This is a genomic window from Lysinibacillus sp. RS10, from assembly GCF_041956855.1.
Taxonomy (GTDB): Bacteria; Bacillota; Bacilli; order Bacillales_A; family Planococcaceae; genus Lysinibacillus; species Lysinibacillus xylanilyticus_A.
Genome location: NZ_CP167122.1, coordinates 2790422 through 2808879, shown reverse-complemented (window position 1 = coordinate 2808879; position 18458 = coordinate 2790422). Strand labels below are relative to the sequence as shown.

Sequence of the window (18458 nt, the reverse complement as noted above, 5' to 3'; positions counted from 1 at the left end):
TGTTTTTTGTGTTAGATATATATATTTCATCTGGGCAAAAGTATTTTTACACGAGAAATCAAAACAGATCAAGACATGAACGATTTATCGCTATGATAATGGGCCAATCAATAGAAATGCCGTATTAACAAGACTTGGGATTGTGAATGAACTCATTACTAGAGGTTGGGACATTATGAAAGTTAATGGACTAAATTACATTGAATTGGAGGAAATCAATGATTTTAAATTTTAAGTCGACACCATTAATCACTAGAACAGAAAGAAACATTGATGCAAATGAGATCAATACCAGTTTTCAAACTAGTATACATACGAGACTAATTGAGTTTTGGGAATTTTTTAAGGAAGTTACATTTGAAAACGGAATAAATATTTATGGTTTTGACATTGCAATGGAAAGGAACGGGGTGTATGAAGTAAGTGTTTACGCATCAGATTATATTTTGATAGGGAATGATGGTGAGGGTCAAGGAGTATTTTTAAAAAAGAATAGCGACCAACTTAACGTATTCTATCAAGATTTGGGTGCATTGTCGTCGCCTTTTTATTCTTTAGATATTGATTTATTTAGTTGGCTTGAAAATAATCCTGTTATAGATGACGAAGAGTCACCTTCAAACGAACTTGATTTAATAGATGCGGTAAAAGTGTATATAGTCAGAATACCAAATGATGTAAACAAGTTTATTATGGAAATAAGAAAATATTTTAATTTGAAACTTTCTATTAACGACATTAGAGAAAAACTAAATGGTTTACCTTTTTTGATTATCCAAGATATCACACTTATGAAGTATGGCAAAATAATTGAAATTTTAAATCGAAAATACAATTGTTTAGAGGTTCTCAATTCAAAGAATGAGATTTTAATTAGGCCAGTAAAAAATTAGGGGAGTGTATAAGATGATCAAAAAAGATTACGATTTGCTGCTCGAAATTTTTGAAAAATATTACGATTCATACGAAGAAATACTTGAGCGAGTGAAAGACATAGAAAATGATACGGTTATTTGGAGTGATTCGTATTTGGAATTTTTCCCATATCAATATGCACTGAATCAATTAAAGAAGCCAAAAATCTATAAAACTGAACCTGAATCCAATGAAGGTATTATAGTAAATAGGTTAAAAGATGGTGAACTGTACTATTCTTATGATAATGAAAATAAGGGATGGGGCAGTGTTTTTGTAATAAAAGAAGATGGAATGAAACTGTATCTTAGGTTTCTAAATAACGATAATGATGAAATCGTTTTAGAACAAGTATATTGTGTAGTTTTTAAAGAGACTGTGATTGAAAAAGTATTATTCTATTTAAAGGACGTTGACTTGGACGGAGACGAAGAATTGAACGAAGAAACTTTATTGGTAGATACATATTCATATAATAGCGATGAGTCAATTGATACAATTATTAGAAATGGTTTCTATCATGAAAGTAAAAATATTATCCCAACTACCACATTTCGATTTGAGTATGTTAACGAAGATATATTCATATACACAAAACAATTGAAACTAAATCAAATGGATGTCGAAAAGTTAAGGTGGAAGATGAAAAAATCCAGAATCAAGTAGGAAACAGATAATGTGGACTAAACCCCATTTTAAAATCAGCTGTACCTCAAATACTTATTGAATTTTAAGGAATGCTGAAAAGGACGTGTTCTTTCTGATATAGGTAGAAGAATGAAAGCTGGTAGTTGGAAAAACATGTGAAATGTCATTAGTTTAAAGGGTGGAGTAGAAATGAATTCAACAGTATTGGAAATTCGAAAAGAATTATTAGATAAGTGGAGTGAAGTAGAACAAAATATAGACAGTATGATTACTACAAAGTTATCAGAGGTTTCTTATTGGAAATATGCTTCAGATGAATATTATACTCACCTTCCTTACTTTCATGAGATAAATAAATTTAAAAAGGGCAGAATTTTAAAAAATATAACGGAAAGCGAAAGATTTAGTAAAAGAATGATTCATTCTTTTGGATTTAATGAATTAGATCAACTAATTATGATGCAGTATCCACAAGCTGACAATGATATAAAACTTGGTACAGGTACTCAAATTTATATGATAAATTCAGATGAAAGTGTGAATACGTATGTAACAAGGTGGTATCCGGAGAATAATTTCCCTACGAAATTATCAGCTATTAGCGTATTTAAACCTTTAGATGAGCGTAGTTGGATAGATGTGGGAATTGGTGGAAAAAAAGATTGGTCAGCAATGAACTATATTTATAATGACTCTAACAAAATGGAAAAAGTAGTTTCTTGTAATTCTAATGTAGAGACACCATTATGTTATGATTTTATCTACGATAATGAAGAAAAATTAGAAAAGATTATGATTGGTGAAGTTGTATGGTGGAAAAGAAAAAAATAATCAAAAAGTTGAAGATTATAACCCTATTAAAGACGAGCATAAACCTTAGAATTTAGAGATTATGCTCGTTTTTTCAAGAAATAAAGATCGGTTAAACAGTAAAAAAGACATGTAAGTTACTAAGGAGCGAAGAGGATGTTTATAGAATGTTCTACTCAACTAATAATAAGTGATTTAAACGATGTTGAAACTAAATTGGGATTTAATTTACCACAACAGCTTAAAGAACACTATTTACAATTTAATGGCGGGATTCCAGTTAAACCTTGTTATTATGCGCAAGAGATTGACCTTGAAACGGAAATTGCCGTGTTTTCTCCAATAAAATATAAGAATAACTCAATATTGAGATTAAAGGAGTAAGTATGAGGATAATAGAGATTATTAAAAAAAGTGAACAAGATAGTAATTGCAAACTTATGAAAAGGATCACAGATTTCACAAGTGAATTAGCTCTTCCAAAAGATTTGAATTATTTTTTTAGTAATTATGACTCCTTACAAATGTTTATAGATAAGCCTTATGGAATAAAAATAGTTTCTTCAAATGAGTTTATTCCAACTAGTAAAAGACTTTACCCAGAGGATGATGTTATTTGGGAGGAACTAGAGGGGGATATTAGTAATGAGTGGTATCTTATTGCTGAATCTGAACAAATAAACCAATACATTAGCATGGACATGAGCAAGTTGCATTTAGGTTATTGCTATGATAGTTTCTTGGAAACCCATGCAACACCAGGAGACAGTCAGATTATTGCTAAAAGCTTTACGGAACTGTTAGAGCATTTATACTCTAGTAAAGGTGAAAATTGGTTTTGGTTGGCTGAAAATTTCGAGCCGTATGGGGATGCTTATGATAGCAGGTAAAAAAGGAGAAAGGGATAATAATTAGTTGGATCGTTGGATGACTTTAATATTTTGCTAAAAGCTAATTACAAAAATTCTAAAACATATGTAAAGAAGATGTCTCAATCTCTTTCTTTACATATGTTTTTTTGTTAGATTCCTTGTCTTAAAGTTTTAAAGATATGAGTATAAATCAATGCCTGGTGGTCCAATTGGTACAAAATCTATTACTTATATTCCAGATGCACCTAATGGATACCATATGGATGTAAGAAGCAGAAAAACCACTCTTTGCATTAATTTTATTTAAAACTGTATAAAATGGTATTATATGTTATGAGGTATTTGGTGACACCTGAGAGATGTTTGACTATGACAAAATGGATTGTAAGTAATAAACGAGAGGATTGAGCTTTTGTGAAGCAAATAGATGATTCGATATTAAATTTTATAGAGACTATGAATAAATATCCGCAAGAAGAATGCACAATTGTAAAGAATGGTGGAGTACGTTATAGATCAGAATTAGTAAAACTACAGGTAGATGAAAAAATAAATCTTTCTCCTGAATTAAAATTTTTTTATGAACATTGTGAAATAATTTGTGATATTCGTCATGATGGTCACAAGCTAAAAAACACGAGTGTGGATTTAGGAAATTCACTTCTTGATCTTTGTTCTCCTGAAAATCTTATTTATAGGCAAGAGGGGTTTCGTTGGATTGGAACGGATTTGAAAGAAAACCCAGAATGGAATCCATTTTGGCTTGTCATTGCAGATATAAATGATGATCCTGTCGTGGTTGTAATTGATAAAGAAGGCTCACCAGTCATGGCTTCTTATGAATCAGGTACCCTTTTTCCGATTGCAAACTCATTTTCCGATTTTCTGGATTACCTCTCAATTACAATAGAATTAATACAGGGAAAATATAATGGGGAAATAATAGATGATGAATCTTTTGAATTCCTAGAAGGCTTTATAGAGGACTTAAAAGAGAGGATAAGTAAGTTAAATCATAACGATGAACTTGTTGGAAATTTTATCGATTATTTATATGGTTAATAAATCAAAAATTGTTTGACTCATTTGGTATAAAGGTAAACCTGCCTTAAACACAAAAAATAAAAGGAAAAATTCAACTGTGACTAAGTTCAAGATGACGATGATTAATATACATATAGGCTTAATTTCGAATATCGTCAATCTAGCCATTGAAGAAATTAAGCTGATTCAAAATTGATGTCAACAGTGCAGATAATGGGGTTCATTTGAGGATACCTATTTAAAAAATGTGGCTAATAGGTTGGAGGCAGCTGAACGTTTTGGTGGAGAAAAAAGCGAGAGAAGCAGTGCTAGCTGACTAGATTTAATGTTAAAATTTAGTAGGGAGAGGTGTTGTTTATGAAAGTATATAGATTTGAAAATGACTATGATTATAAAGATTTAACTTTTTTGAATAAAGAAGATGTTCGTCTTTTTTCAACTTTTAAGGGACAGAAGATTACTCTGGATTGGAACGAAGAGATTTTTGGTATCTCAGACGATAAACATACAAAAGGAAAATTGTTAGATTTTGATTCACGTTGTTATGGAGCTACATTTATAATAAAAAAGAAATTTGAAAAGCTTTTTATTGAGGAGTTTTCTGACATTATAGAAACCTTCCCAATAAAAATCAAAGGAATTTTAGAAGAATATATATTTATAAGTGTAACGAATGTGGTGACAGCTATTAATTTTGATGGTTTAGATATGCAAGAATCTCTTTCAATGATGCGTAGTGGAAACATCAGATTTAATTTAGAGGAGATAGAAAATGAAACTTTATTTAGAGACGGTAAAGTTAGTTCAAACTATTATTGTACACAAAAGTTTATAGATTTTATTAAAAAAAATGGATTTAATGGATTGTATTTCGATGAGGTAGGAACAGCTACGTGAATCATGTAGTACCACAAATACGAACTATGTCTTGCTAGGTGTTAAAGATTGTTTGATCACTTTATGGATATAAATAAGGAGCATATTAATGGAAAATATAGCGTTCAGAAAGCCATATAATTTAAGTCAGATAATCTATGTGATTTCAAAGGATATTGAAAAAAACGGTTTTAAAAATACTAACTTCTGTTTGTATACTAATGAAGTAGAAATTGCCAGTTCAGACCTAATTTGTTATTTGGATCTCAATCCAACTATTACAGATGACGATGAGGAAGTATACCCGGATTTTGTGATTAATGAATCATTAGAATTCTTTTATGACGGACAACAATTTGAAGATGTGTTAATGAATGTGTTACACCAGAAAAAACAAGCTTCAATTGATGACTTTATATTGGGACTAAATTATTATATGGAACACGATACGTTTATGGATTTTTAATCTACTGAATATTAACATTTTCATGATTCGTTCAACGGCTTTAGCTAATAATATTTTTTGAGCTAAAGTCGTTTTTTCAATGGAAAATGAAATTGTTTGAAAGATATTTTTGTGGTTAGGCAATGAAAGAAGTTACTAGAAAGGTTGTTAAATCAGAAATTAATGCAAAAATTCACATTCAGAATGCCTGTCGAAGCTTATGATGGAAAACCCTGATTTAACCATATCGAGGATCCGGTCTTGAATCAATCTCACAAGAACAAAAATAAAGCAGATACACCATGTAGGGAAGGGATGAAAAGAAAATGAATAAATTCGATGATACACAGTTGTATGCGTTACTACATGAATCAAATTATGAGAAAATCAATGCGTTTTTAGAAAAATATGGTTTAGATAGTGTTGATAGGGACGGACGGACGTTTTTGATGTCCGCAATCGTTGAAGGAAAGGAGGATATTGTTAATTATCTTGTGAATATAGGATGTAATGTTAATACTAAAGATAAATTAGGCTTAACCGCACTGCATTTTGCAGCTATTTATGACAGAAGTAATATTGTTAAGGTTCTTATAACTCATGGAGCTGAAATTGATGTAGTAGACAACGTAGGTAATACTCCCTTATGGAGAGCGATAATGGAAAATAGTAATGAGACATCAACAATAAGGTATCTATTAGAGAATGGAGCGGATCCTAATAAGACAAATAATCGTGGGATAGCACCAAAGGATTTACTTGAATAGTGTGATATGGAAATGAAAGACTATTAGTATAAAGAGCATTAGCATTAAGGAAAGCAGGTTTAACTTTAGATTAAGCGAGTATCCTTGAATCAGATAATATTTTAAAACGATTTTGTAACAACCTATAGGAAATAGACGAAGGTGCATATGAGTTTAACTATTGATATGTATATTCCAATGATAAGTGAAACTATAGCAGATCTTTCGAAAGAAAATTATAACAAAATTGAAGAGGATGGTAGGTTGGGTAGAATAAATATTGATGATTTAAAAAGAGTAATAACTGAGTATGGCTGTGAAATAATTCCTTTACCGGATAGAGCTTTTAATCTAGTGGAAATTTACTATATTGCAGCAGAAAAACGACTTGATATTTATTTGCCTTTATGGACAAAAGAAGAAGGTAGAAGCGATTTGACTTTATCATTGTCAGGACAAAGAAATAATAATCAACTTAAAATTGAATTTAATGACTTGAGAGTCTTGTAAAGTATGAAATAAAAAATGAAGAATGGGGAGAAAACACAAAATATTAGTACTCTTCAAAGAAGGAATATAGTAAGGTTTATTTCTAAATACGGTAAAGAATAAAGCGGATATTGAACTTGATTTAACAAAATTTTAATCTGCTACACCTTACAGAATTTTAGATTTAGCTTTTTACTGCCGATGAGAAACCGTCTCTCTTATGGATTTGGCCAAATTATCTTCAAATCAATAATAGTTTGATGGGGAAACTACCCATTTAGTGTGGGATCGAAATATGATTTTTGTTTGAATGGGTTGAAGTTCACCGACGCTAACGGATGAGGTATGGAAGAAATAAGTCAATACGAAGGAACAGAAGCTGATTATATTCGAATGCTTAGAGATGTAAAAGAAAGGCCCGACAATACTGATATGAATAAAGTTTACTAATATCAAAGAACAACAGGGTTTACAGGAAGGAAATCATTTCTATGAATGACATAAAACTAGAGGTTGAGGGATATTATGAAATTTTAAACTTGCATAAAGCTTTACTTGAGGCAAAATTTCATAAGGATCCAGATAATCTCGATGTTGCGGGTAGTCCTATTATTGCAAAAATCTGCAACAATATTGTAGACATGTTATCAGAATACGAAATAAATGAAAAAGGAAAAGATTCATGGTGTGAATGGCGGAAGATTGAAAACCACAATTTCTTTAAAGAAAGAGCGGTAGAGAATGCCCAAAATTCTCGATGGGAGGAATTAAATTACGAAGAAAAAGAGTCGTTAACAAAAAGTATTTTTAGTCCATTTACCTTTACGGATAAAGATGTAATAGATTTTATAAAAACGGTGGATGGAAAATCTACATAAAAAAATAGCTGAATTTAACCCTTTCTGTATATCGCTTCCAGGTGGAAATGGAACTGCTTTATCTCGTGTATTTACTCCATACTTCATCTTAGGGGAGCAGTATCTGAACCTAATGTAATAAAGGTCTATTTCGTTATTCTTACAGGGAAAAACCCCAACAATGCATTTCAAAATGTCATTGTTGGGGTTTTAGCTTTATACATTATAGATCTTTGTTAATATTTAACATGGATTCCGACATGACACTCAGGTATTTAGTTCAGGTCTTGAATTAGAAAGAGTTGGAGGTTTTATAGTACCTAAATTTGTGCGTCCAAATCAATTTTCAGTGCAGCTTTGTTGTCATTTAAATGAAGATGGTAGCATTGTGGTGGATGAGGCAGGGCGTACGTCACAAGAAAAAGTTTATGCAGCGGGGGGAACTGCTAATTTAGTCGGGTCTTCATTAATAGTAGCTGTTGCTGAAGGATATAAAACGGCAATAGTAGGGTCTAATCATAACTAAAAGCATATTATATCTTCAAGATTCATATTTCTTATTTCTACAAAGGGAGGAAGGGATTATGTCAATTGTTCATGTAATAACAAAGAAGGAATTAAAAGAACAATTAAAAACTAAAAAGATGGTGTTAATAAGTTTTTGGGCTGAGTGGTGTGGGCCGTGTAAAATGTTCGCGAGGGTTCTTAATCAACTCAATGAAGAATGCAATGGTAAGGTGAAAATTGTAAGGGTGAATATTGAAAAAAGCCCAGAGATTGCAGCGGAATATAAGGTAATGGGCATTCCTCATACTCGATTGATTATTCATAATAAATTACGCGAACCAATTATTGGATATGTTCCTTTTGAAAACTTAAAGCAAATGATTGGCATTTGATTCGCCAAACAGGAAGAAACTTGATTGCATATTTTATTGGTGGAGGACCAGCAGAATAGTTCTTTCTACAGTTTACTTAAGACTTTGAGAATTTCGGGAAGAAGGCACTTGTAACATTAGAAATGCCGTCATTAATAAAATGAGGGGGAATATTTTTCCTTCATCATAAAGTGATTGAATCCGTTGATACATCAATGTTTGTAAAAGGATGTTAGTCAAATACGATACATTCAATTTGTTTAATTATATACGAGCTCATGTTATAATGAGGAACTTAAGGTAATGAATACTTTTCCTTATAACGGAACGGATGCCAAGAAAGCCTCCGCATAGAGATAAAATATAGAGGTGTAAGAGATTGAATAAAAAATGGACGATTGATAAAATTAAAGAATTTGTTGAGAATAATTCGGAAAGTAAGTTGCTAACGACGGAATATCACGGTTTTTCTCAAAAGTTACTATTTAAATGTGCATGTGGTAGCAACTTTGAAAAAACATTTACAAAATTTAAAAATAAAAATCAACGTAAATGTGACGTCTGCCAACCCCCAAAAGAGTCACGCTAAACGAAGTGCCAAAAGAGAAGTTGGCGTCTTGATTAGAATCACCTCATACCTATTCTTTATAGAGATGAGGTGATTTTTTATGGATATTAATATTACTGAAAAGATAGTGAATTAACATAGTTTTTAAAAAACAATAAGCCTGTATCTATGATTACTTATTATGTTTGAGAAAGATTTATTAAATTCTATATCAGAAGAGTTAACCACATTTAACTAAAAAATTCGGAATTTTTCGGAATTTTTATAGAAATATTTCTGGATGTAATTTTATACCAAAAGTAGATAAAGGTGTGTTAATGAAATATAGATGAACGCACTTTTTAACATTTGATGTAAAAACAGATGGGGTTACTGTAACTGAAATTAAAGAGTGATGTGATTGGGTGCTTTACTTCAAAAGGGGTAAAGCTAGACTAACAGCGCAGAATACTCCAAGAAAAAATTATAAAGTAATATAGATTTATTTGTGGTAAAATATGGTTGTTGTTGCGAATTAAAGATATATGGAGGTATTTATATGAAAAGGAAGTTAGTCTTAGCCCTTGGTTTAACAGGAGTTTTAGCATTACCTTTTGGTTTTGCAAAAGACTTGCAAAGCATAAAGGTATCTGCAGCAGAACAAACAGTAGTTACTTCAAAACAAACAGACATTACTACGGTTATAACAAAAGACGAACAAAATACGGTGGAAAATCTGTCAGCTGAAAAGGGGTTTGTACCACAAGAAAATGGAACTGGCTTCTTTTTTATAAAAGGGGAGCCAATTGAAAGAAAGGATATTACCACTGTTATCACAGCAGAGGAACAAAAAATGGTGGAAAAAATGTCCGTTAAAGAAGGATTTGTAACACAGGAAAATGAAACAGGTTTCTTTTTTATAAAAGAAAAATAATTGTTAAATAAGGTTGCGTTTCTGTTATAGGCAGGAATGCTTTTTCATTAACGGGGGCGATTGTTCAATTTAAGCAATCGCTTTTTGGTGTGCCGGGCATGTCCGTCAACTAGGTGATGAAAGTTCACTGTGGGCGTTGGGATATGCGAACCACTAGCCAAGTGCAAGGGTGTCCGTGGTGACACGGAATCTGAAGGAAGCAGGCGGTAAAACCTTGGTCCGAGGTACACGAATCACATTCGAGGTTGTCCTGACTGGACGAGATTGCCAAACAAATCAAAATCCAAAATATCCACGGAAGTCAGGGCAATAAATGTGGCGGATATATGAGGTGAAAGTGGACGGACTTACCCCGGGAGATCTGATGAATACCTGGAAACAGAACCTATTTAGTGATAGATAGCTGAATCATCAGAAGTCAGCAGAAGCCATAGTACCAGTAATGGGAAGGGCTGAACGAAAGGAGTGAACATGGAAGGGCACATTATATGACAGTGAAGACACAGCCAATCGTAAGACTTTTCGCTGCCTTGAAACGCAGAACGTGAATCGCGCAACGAAAAGAGTGGAACTGTTCATATGCATACCTATACCATGAGAACATATGGATACAAATGGACTAATTTATTTAATAACAGACCGAGATAATCTAAATGAAGCTTTTAAGAAGGTACGTAGAAATAAAGGGGCTGCCGGAGTCGATGCGAAAGATATAGAGGCAACACGCCAATACTTAAAAGAAAATAAAGAAAAGATTACTCGCCAAATTCAAACAGGGCAATATACACCGCAACCGGTAAAACGGGTAGAAATTCCGAAAGGAAATGGTGATACGAGAAAATTGGGAATCCCAACTGTAACAGACCGCGTTATTCAACAAGCGGTTGTTCAAATCTTAACACCAATCATCGACCCAATTTTCAGTGACTATAGCTATGGTTTTCGTCCAAATAAAAGTGCCCATCAAGCAATTACACAAGCGCAATCTTATATGGATGAAGGCTACAAATTCGTGGTAGACATGGACCTTGAAAAATTCTTTGACCGTGTCCAACACGATAAACTGATGTCACTAGTTGCAGGATATATTAAGGATAAGCCAACCTTAAAGCTAATCCGTAAGTTTCTCAACGCTGGCACTATGGCAAATGGGGTCGTAGTACATAGCCAAGAAGGCACGCCACAAGGTGGTCCACTGAGTCCACTACTTAGTAATATCCTTCTCCATGAACTAGATAAAGAGCTTGAAAAACGAGGTCACAGATTCGTCCGTTACGCAGATGACTGCAATATCTATGTTAAAAGTCTAAAAGCAGGAGAGCGTGTGAAATTAGGGATGACAACATTTATCGAAAAGAAACTAAAGCTTAAGGTAAATGAGGAGAAATCCGCAGTGGGAAAGCCGAGAGCACGGACATTCTTAGGAGTGAGTTTCTACCGAAACAAGCAACAAACAAGGATTTACGTGCCGAAGAAAAGTAAACAGAAATTGGAAGATAGAATCCGCCATCTCACGAATCGCAATCGAAGCATGTGAATGGATGAAAGAATTAAATACCTCAACTACCTGATTCAGGGATGGGTTAATTACTTTAAAATCGCGGACATTGGAGAATACGCTAAAAAGATGGATGCCCATATACGCCGAAGATTGAGAGCGTGTCGATGGAAAGAGTGGAAGAAAACCACAACCAAGTATCGCAACCTTAAGAAACTTGGTATCTGCCCGAACGACGCTTACAGAATAGCAAATACCCGAAAGGGATATTGGCGTTCATCCAATAATCCAATCATAAATAGAGCCCTAAATAATAAATACTGGGAGAAACAAAATTTAAAAAGTCTCTCCCAAATCATTTTAAAACCATAAAACTTTCGAACCGCCGTATACGGAACCGTACGTACGGTGGTGTGAGAGGTCGACTAGTCAATTAATGGCTAGTCTCCTACTCGATTGCTAATGGCGCAGTTTAGTGAAAGAAGGACTTAGAATATTGTTGCGATATGGACGCAAAACAATGGGGGGAAGTAGTATGTTTATAATTAGAACAGCTATTTTATGGATTATTATATCAACGATCATTAATGCATATTTAATGACTTTACCCATACCTGTTTTACGAAAAAGAGATTATCCGGCTAACTTTCTCATTAAACGAAATAATAGGATAGATAGTCAAAACAAAAGGGAATGTGCAGCATTTTCAACAGCATATGTGTTGCGTCATTTCGGAATAGAGGCAGATGGTGAAGAGTTATATACTAATTTTCCTAGTAAAGTGAGGTCAGGTAATGTATATCCAAAAGGAATCCGTACGGTGTTAAGAAAAAAGGGATTTAAAACAAACTATTATAAAGGAAATATAAATACATTAAAGTACGAAGTTAGTAAAGGAACTCCCGTAATTGTTTTTATTAAAGTACATAAGGATCGTAATAATTTGCATTTTGTCCCTGTCGTAGGATATGACAAGGAGTATTTCTACCTTTCAGAATCATTAAGGCAACTGGTGAATTGTAATGATGATAACAAAAGCTATAATCGAAAAGTTCCTATTAATGAATTTAGGAAATTGTGGAATGTAAAAAATATTAATATGCTTCTTTATAGCAATACTTACATAACCGTAGACGCCACACAGAGCTAATGTTAACGGCGAAGAATTTTATCTGGATACATGGAGAAAATTAAGATACTGGATGTATTATAGATGAGTGGACATACCTCGGTTAAATCAATAGAATTGAGTATAAGAGAGGACGTGTCCGACCATGAGTCAAAAAAAGTACAATAAAGAATTCAAACAAACAGTAGTCGAGCTTTATCGCGCGGGTACACCGGTCAATCAATTAGCTAGCGAATATGGTGTGTCAGAAGTCACAATTTATAAATGGATTAAACTCCATTGTCCAATTGAAGGAACTGGGGAGTTAACTGCAGCTGAAGTAGCCGCCATCCAGAAGGAAAATCTTCGATTAAAACAAGAGGTAGATATCCTAAAAAAGGCTATGACCATATTCGCGAAAAAATAGATGACCAAGAGCTAATCGACCACATTACGAAAGAAAGCGAACATCAACCCGTTCAATTGATGTGTCGCATTTTAAAGATGCCTAAAAGTACGTATTATCAATCATTTCATAAAAAGCCGAACAGCTATCATGCTGCTAATGAAAAGCTACTCGCACGCATTCGCGTCATTCATAAGGAAAGTGACGGTCGTTATGGTGCACCGAAAATATTTCAAATCCTTAAACAAGAGGGCTATACAGGTAGTATTGATCGCGTTCAACGCGTTATGAGAAATGCAGGCATTCGTTCAAACATCACAAAAAAGTACCGTCCGACGCCAACACAGAAACCCGTGGAAGAGCGTGAAAACGTGTTGGGACAAGACTTTACAACCGAAACTATCAATGAAAAATGGGTGGCAGATATTACGTATATCCACACAGTACAAGATGGTTGGTGTTATTTGGCGTCGGTATTAGATTGTCACACCAAGAAAATTATTGGGTATAAATTTGGTCGTAAAATGACGGTTGACCTAGTTTTAGAAGCCCTTGATAACGCAGTAGCAGCGCAAAATCCAGCACCAGGACTAATTGTACACACTGATTTAGGCTCTCAATATACAAGTGAAGTTTTTGGTGAACGCTTAAAGAAATACGAAATGATCCCATCATTTAGTCGAAAAGGATGCCCGTATGACAATGCATGCATCGAATCATTTCACGCAACACTCAAAAAAGAAGAAGTATACCGAACACGTTACGACCGCTTTGAAACCGCACGCGTAGCTTTATTTAAGTACATCGAAGGCTGGTACAATCGCAAGCGAATCCACGGTAGCATTGATTATTTCACACCCGATGCGTATGAGAAAATGTGTCGAGCAGCAGCGTAAAAAAGGGGTACAAAGAAATCTACCCCTCCACATTTTTCGGGCGCAACTTCCATACATTTTCCGCTCTACATCCCGAGTAGGCGGTCAAAGGCTCTTTTCACTTTGACGGGCTACTCGGGATGTGGAACACTCCAAAAATGGACGTTGCGCAACACAAAAAAAATTAACTTGAGTGTGTCTATAAACTTGACGTAGATCCAGATATAATACCACCTGTTTAGGTTTTTTTCCACTGGTTTGACTAAAAAATAACAAAGGGGTAAAGTTTTACAACTTTTTTATAAACGTCGCGACTTTATTTTAAACATCGCGTCTTTTTTATAAACATTGTGACTTTATTTCAAAGTCACACCGGGTTTTTTGTGCTTTAAGAAATTGAAGGAGATGGATCATAGGCGATGTATTTACAGAATAAGAAAAGCCCCAATACACACCTTTTTCTAAAGTGAATATTGGGGGTTAGTTCAAAATTATCTTTAGATTTTACTACTAACGTTTATTTTCATTTTGAATATTACTGAAGTCTACTTCCTCAGCGAACTCTTCTCTGTTTTTATTTTTACGCTCTCTGTTAGCATTTTGATTTTGATTCTGCTGTTTTTTGTTGTCTTGAGTTTTATTATTTTTATGTTTATTATTACCCATTATCATCTCACCTCCACCATTAGTGTGAGTGAAAGATGATTTTTTATCCGCATAACTTACAATTAATTAATGAACTATATGTGATGAAACAAAGTTTATTTTTGCTTCTTTCACAATATTTATACTAGCAGGTGTATTTTGTGGAATCGGCGTTATACTAGCACTATTTATTATTCGTGATGCCTTTGCAGTATTCAATGGGCTGAATATTGCCTACGATTTGCTAATAAATAGTCTTATCGTATTTGTTATTGCCATTTTAGTTACTATAATTAAAAAATATAACAGAAAAAAATTGTGATTCACCGAATATACAAAGAAATTATTGCTAAAGGATATGCTGTCTCCGAGTAATCAATATAAAGTTCTTAGTGAGGGGGCCAAGTTGTTTATTATTTGATATATTTGTATCCTTCTATACATATGGACAAAAAAAGTAAACCGCCTCCGCCTTGCAAGCTGTGAGTAGGTTTACTTTCTTTTTTAATGATAGAAAGTACGTGCTTTTATTTACATAATAGAATTTGGCGTAAAAATGATTGCTTTTTAGCAATGCATCGATCTGCTATCACAAAACCTGCATCTTCTATCAAGTCATCAATTGTCTCAATTGTAACAACCACAACTTTATCGGCAATCCGGCGAGCTTGTTTTATAATATCAAATTGATCTTCGATTGATGTATGCGTAAATAAGTTATAAGGTAAATCAATTATGGCGACATCATAATGTTCCGTTACTTCTGAAATTGGACCTAATGTAATGTTACCTGTTAATCCAAAATAAGTGATGTTTTCTCGGGAACCTTTGCAAACATTGTAATTAATATCTCGCCCTTCAATATTAATTCCCATGGAAAGGGCTTCAATGATTACGGTCCCTATACCACAGCAAGGATCGATTGCATGAATATTTTGAGGCTGGGGAACGGCGATATTTGCAACAGCACGAGCGACTCTAGTACTAAGTGCCGTTGAATAACTGTTAGGTTTGTGTAAATGTTTAAGCCAAATGGATTCACTCTTCATATGTTTTCCAAAATACCATATTCCATCTATTAAAATCATTCCAAATACAATTTCGGGAAGATCTAGGTCTGGTTCTCCCTCAATACATAATCCTGTCTCGCGTTCTATTAATCGACGCTCTGGCTGAGGAATTTTCTTCGTTTCACCTATATCCATATTATTTAAACAAACCACTTTAAAAGTTGCTTCATTTATGTTTACATCCTTCACCAATGTCTTGATGTTCTCTAAGCTATTATCTGCATATAGCACTTCAAGTCTCTCTTGTATAAAAGGGCTACGGCTTGGATCAATTTTAACATTGCTTATTATATAGTTTGATTGGGAATCAAAACTAAAAAATGAACGCATCTCCATTCTACACAAATCGTATTCGTCAACATGATGTACATATGTGTATATAAATTTACTCTTATTTTGTTCGTTACTCAATTGACTATCATCCTTTTATATTGTTGTTCACTTGATTTCACTAAAGTTAATAAAAACCAAATGAAGTTGTTTATTTTGTAATCGTATCATAGGTGACACTATCAAGCCACTCGATATCAGTATCGAAATTAGATAGTATTCAAATAGAGAAGAGGTCAATGCCTAAAGAACGCTACCCAATTGTTGGTTTTCATGAAAAACTAACAATAATATATTCAGCAGTTATGCATTCTGCCATCACGTTATCCTGTTAATTGGTTGCAAGGGAGATTGTGGATCATGTACTATCGGAAGAATTAGGAAGTTGTAGACTATCTCAATTTTATCCAGTAATTGGGCGGAGGACTTTATCCCGCATTAACTGCCCGTAACGATCGCAACCTTAAATTTTTCACTATAACAATCACTAAGTTAAACAAGCAAAAGGTATTAATCCTGTTGCTTGTTTATTTTGTTATGCTTGATTGCTAAATGTAATGAGAAACTAATCGCAACGAACATTATTACAGAAAAAGCAACCGAGAACGTGGCTTTATAGTAGATTGATGTAATAAACATGACGATCGAACTAATGATGATGGCTACACGTAGTAATATATCTGTTCTTTCACTTGGATTAAAAAAATCTTGAAGAATAGCAAAGAAATAAGCTATTCCGAAAAATACAAGATACTCATAAACAAACACAGGTTTTACATAATCCGGAATGCCAAAATGAATTATTTTAAATATAAAAATGAGTAGTATTACATATTTCGAATATTTGCTAAAGAAGTTTGACAAAGTATCATCACCTTTCAATACTTATTCTAAAAAAAATAGAAATTTTTGCTATGAGCATTTAGTTTCAATCTAAAGGGATTTTTCTGAAAGGTGATGGTATTTATCTCCGGTACTTCATTTTTAATAGAGGAAAACAGTGGAAATAATTTGCAAGAGAAAATAATATAGAGAGAGACATCTAATAATTTCTAGGATTTTTCCATTATTTCAGGGGGTGTGACATGGTTGTAAAAGAAGATATTTTAAATAGAAAGGGAGCTAGAAAGGCTAGCGATATCCCTAATGACGTTTTAACGTTGTTGAATCAAGGCCGAATCGAGAGTGTTAATTTAACGGAATGGCAAACTGTTAACCATATTACTTTAGTCAAAAATGTTCTACCATCAATGGGGCTAGATGAAGAGTTGGAAATTATTTTAACTGAGATAGAGAAGCAAAAAGTTGAAACGGGAATGAAGGCTATACGTTTAATAGGTGGTTTATTAGACACAGTCATGGTTAATGAAAGTGCGACTAAAAAAGAGGATGTAATCAAAATATGCTCCCAACATGTATCTGATAGCGTCCGCTGTTGGGCAGCATTTATGAATAAAAACAACGATCATTCTTTAGAAGAGAAATTGTTGTATATCCGATCTTTCGCAGCAGATCATCATTTTGGTGTACGAGAAATTGCTTGGATGTCAATTAGGGAAGACCTTTCAGAAAATGTTGAGAGAAGTGTAGACTTGTTAACGGAGTGGGCGAAAAGCGAAGATGAAAACATTCGTAGGTTCAGTTTAGAATCAATCCGTCCTCGCGGGGTATGGACAAAGCATATTGAAAGATTAAAGGAAGAACCACAAATCGTACTTCCTATTCTAAATTTGCTAAAATCAGATTCGTCAAAGTATGTTCAAGATTCTGTCGGCAACTGGTTAAATGATGCTAGCAAAACTCAACCAGAGTGGGTAATAAACCTTTGTGATGAATGGCAAAAGGATTCTCCAACTAAGGCAACTGAGAGAATTATTACAAAAGCTCAAAGAACAATAGTAAAAGGGAAATAACGTTTGTACAAAATATATAATCAAAACCATCCTTTTAAATAAAATGGACCCATTATAAATGGACATTTTAAAACTGAAGGATGGTTTTTAAGCATTATCTCCTAAAAGGATTGTCAACATAAGTGCCCTTCCACGCGCAAGAGGAGAATATCCGCAGAGGATAAGAATTCCAACGCAAAACAGGTGAATCAACTTGAAGAGTGAGCGACTTTCAGCAATCGCGGGTAGCACAAACATCACAAATTTTTCTGCATATGATAATAAGGAAGCGTTTTCATTAATTAATATAGAAGAAAGGTAATTTAATTTCATTCAAATTGGAAACAATATAGAAGGAAAATTTGGCTGAAAAAAATTGTTAAAATGACGGGTTTAAGTTGGTTCGAATTGGCATGTTTTATCGCTAAAATTGATTACTTAAATCCTGTACTTTAGATGATTTAAGCTAGTTCAGACAAAGATTTGTACGATTATGTGAATTCTACAAAAAAATTTTGTAAAAACCTTAACTATTTCATATGAAATCCGTATAATAAATCAAACAGTGCGGAA

The 18458-nt window shown here is 33.6% G+C and carries 21 protein-coding genes and 1 pseudogene; 19 read left to right on the top strand and 3 right to left on the bottom strand.

All coding sequences use genetic code 11. The features are described from left to right. The first annotated feature begins 218 nt into the window (after positions 1-218). The 18 genes and pseudogenes from ACB089_RS14370 (at position 219) to ACB089_RS14285 (ending at position 13969) form a co-directional block, all read left to right on the top strand. A complete protein-coding gene (locus ACB089_RS14370) occupies positions 219-893 on the top strand; it encodes a hypothetical protein (RefSeq protein WP_374967014.1) in 675 nt (224 codons plus the stop codon). 13 nt (positions 894-906) lie between these two features. After that, complete coding sequence (locus ACB089_RS14365) at positions 907-1581, top strand: hypothetical protein (RefSeq protein WP_374967013.1); 675 nt, start codon at positions 907-909, stop codon at positions 1579-1581. 171 nt (positions 1582-1752) lie between these two features. Continuing rightward, complete coding sequence (locus ACB089_RS14360) at positions 1753-2394, top strand: hypothetical protein (RefSeq protein ID WP_374967012.1); 642 nt, start codon at positions 1753-1755, stop codon at positions 2392-2394. A gap of 135 nt (positions 2395-2529) precedes the next feature. Further along, positions 2530-2757 (top strand): SMI1/KNR4 family protein, encoded by a 228-nt coding sequence (locus ACB089_RS14355; protein ID WP_374967011.1) that lies wholly within the window; start codon positions 2530-2532, stop codon positions 2755-2757. Positions 2758-2759: 2 nt separating this feature from the next. Continuing rightward, entirely contained in the window at positions 2760-3263 is a 504-nt protein-coding gene (locus tag ACB089_RS14350; protein WP_374967010.1) for an SMI1/KNR4 family protein, read from the top strand. 396 nt (positions 3264-3659) lie between these two features. Beyond that, positions 3660-4307, top strand: a complete 648-nt coding sequence (locus ACB089_RS14345) for a hypothetical protein (RefSeq protein WP_374967009.1) — start codon at positions 3660-3662, stop codon at positions 4305-4307. Positions 4308-4646: 339 nt separating this feature from the next. Beyond that, positions 4647-5186, top strand: a complete 540-nt coding sequence (locus ACB089_RS14340; RefSeq protein WP_374967008.1) for a hypothetical protein — start codon at positions 4647-4649, stop codon at positions 5184-5186. Between the two features lie 88 nt (positions 5187-5274). Beyond that, positions 5275-5631: a hypothetical protein gene (locus tag ACB089_RS14335; protein WP_374967007.1), complete on the top strand. Its 357-nt coding sequence runs from the start codon at positions 5275-5277 to the stop codon at positions 5629-5631. Positions 5632-5936: 305 nt separating this feature from the next. Next, a complete protein-coding gene (locus ACB089_RS14330; RefSeq protein ID WP_374967006.1) occupies positions 5937-6377 on the top strand; it encodes an ankyrin repeat domain-containing protein in 441 nt (146 codons plus the stop codon). A 147-nt stretch (positions 6378-6524) separates the two neighbouring features. After that, positions 6525-6866 (top strand): hypothetical protein, encoded by a 342-nt coding sequence (locus ACB089_RS14325; protein ID WP_374967005.1) that lies wholly within the window; start codon positions 6525-6527, stop codon positions 6864-6866. A gap of 470 nt (positions 6867-7336) precedes the next feature. Beyond that, positions 7337-7723 (top strand): hypothetical protein, encoded by a 387-nt coding sequence (locus ACB089_RS14320; protein ID WP_374967004.1) that lies wholly within the window; start codon positions 7337-7339, stop codon positions 7721-7723. 307 nt (positions 7724-8030) lie between these two features. Further along, positions 8031-8228, top strand: a complete 198-nt coding sequence (locus ACB089_RS14315) for an FAD-dependent oxidoreductase (RefSeq protein WP_374967003.1) — start codon at positions 8031-8033, stop codon at positions 8226-8228. 58 nt (positions 8229-8286) lie between these two features. Next, positions 8287-8601: a thioredoxin family protein gene (locus ACB089_RS14310; protein WP_374967002.1), complete on the top strand. Its 315-nt coding sequence runs from the start codon at positions 8287-8289 to the stop codon at positions 8599-8601. Positions 8602-8959: 358 nt separating this feature from the next. Further along, on the top strand, positions 8960-9169 hold the full coding sequence (locus tag ACB089_RS14305) for a hypothetical protein (RefSeq protein WP_368637669.1): 210 nt from the start codon (positions 8960-8962) through the stop codon (positions 9167-9169). Between the two features lie 517 nt (positions 9170-9686). Next, a complete protein-coding gene (locus ACB089_RS14300; protein WP_374967001.1) occupies positions 9687-10061 on the top strand; it encodes a hypothetical protein in 375 nt (124 codons plus the stop codon). 604 nt (positions 10062-10665) lie between these two features. Further along, positions 10666-11931 (top strand): annotated as a pseudogene (gene ltrA / locus ACB089_RS14295) (group II intron reverse transcriptase/maturase). Between the two features lie 163 nt (positions 11932-12094). After that, entirely contained in the window at positions 12095-12709 is a 615-nt protein-coding gene (locus ACB089_RS14290; protein ID WP_374967000.1) for a cysteine peptidase family C39 domain-containing protein, read from the top strand. Between the two features lie 124 nt (positions 12710-12833). Then, positions 12834-13969 (top strand): IS3 family transposase gene (locus tag ACB089_RS14285; protein ID WP_374966999.1). Its coding sequence is split into 2 segments (ribosomal slippage): positions 12834-13059 and positions 13059-13969, totalling 1137 coding nucleotides; the frame shifts between segments, so codons are not numbered across the junction. A gap of 489 nt (positions 13970-14458) precedes the next feature. Here the strand turns inward: ACB089_RS14285 and ACB089_RS14280 are convergent. The 3 genes from ACB089_RS14280 to ACB089_RS14270 form a co-directional block, all read right to left on the bottom strand. Then, a complete protein-coding gene (locus ACB089_RS14280; protein ID WP_175401775.1) occupies positions 14459-14614 on the bottom strand; it encodes a hypothetical protein in 156 nt (51 codons plus the stop codon). Between the two features lie 506 nt (positions 14615-15120). Next, positions 15121-16074, bottom strand: a complete 954-nt coding sequence (locus ACB089_RS14275) for a TRM11 family SAM-dependent methyltransferase (protein ID WP_374966998.1) — start codon at positions 16072-16074, stop codon at positions 15121-15123. A 429-nt stretch (positions 16075-16503) separates the two neighbouring features. Further along, the gene (locus ACB089_RS14270) at positions 16504-16857 is read right to left on the bottom strand and encodes a hypothetical protein (RefSeq protein ID WP_374966997.1); all 354 of its coding nucleotides are present in this window, start codon (positions 16855-16857) and stop codon (positions 16504-16506) included. 221 nt (positions 16858-17078) lie between these two features. Between ACB089_RS14270 and ACB089_RS14265 the strand changes: the two genes are divergently transcribed. Beyond that, a complete protein-coding gene (locus tag ACB089_RS14265) occupies positions 17079-17906 on the top strand; it encodes a DNA alkylation repair protein (protein ID WP_374966996.1) in 828 nt (275 codons plus the stop codon). Positions 17907-18458: the final 552 nt, after the last annotated feature.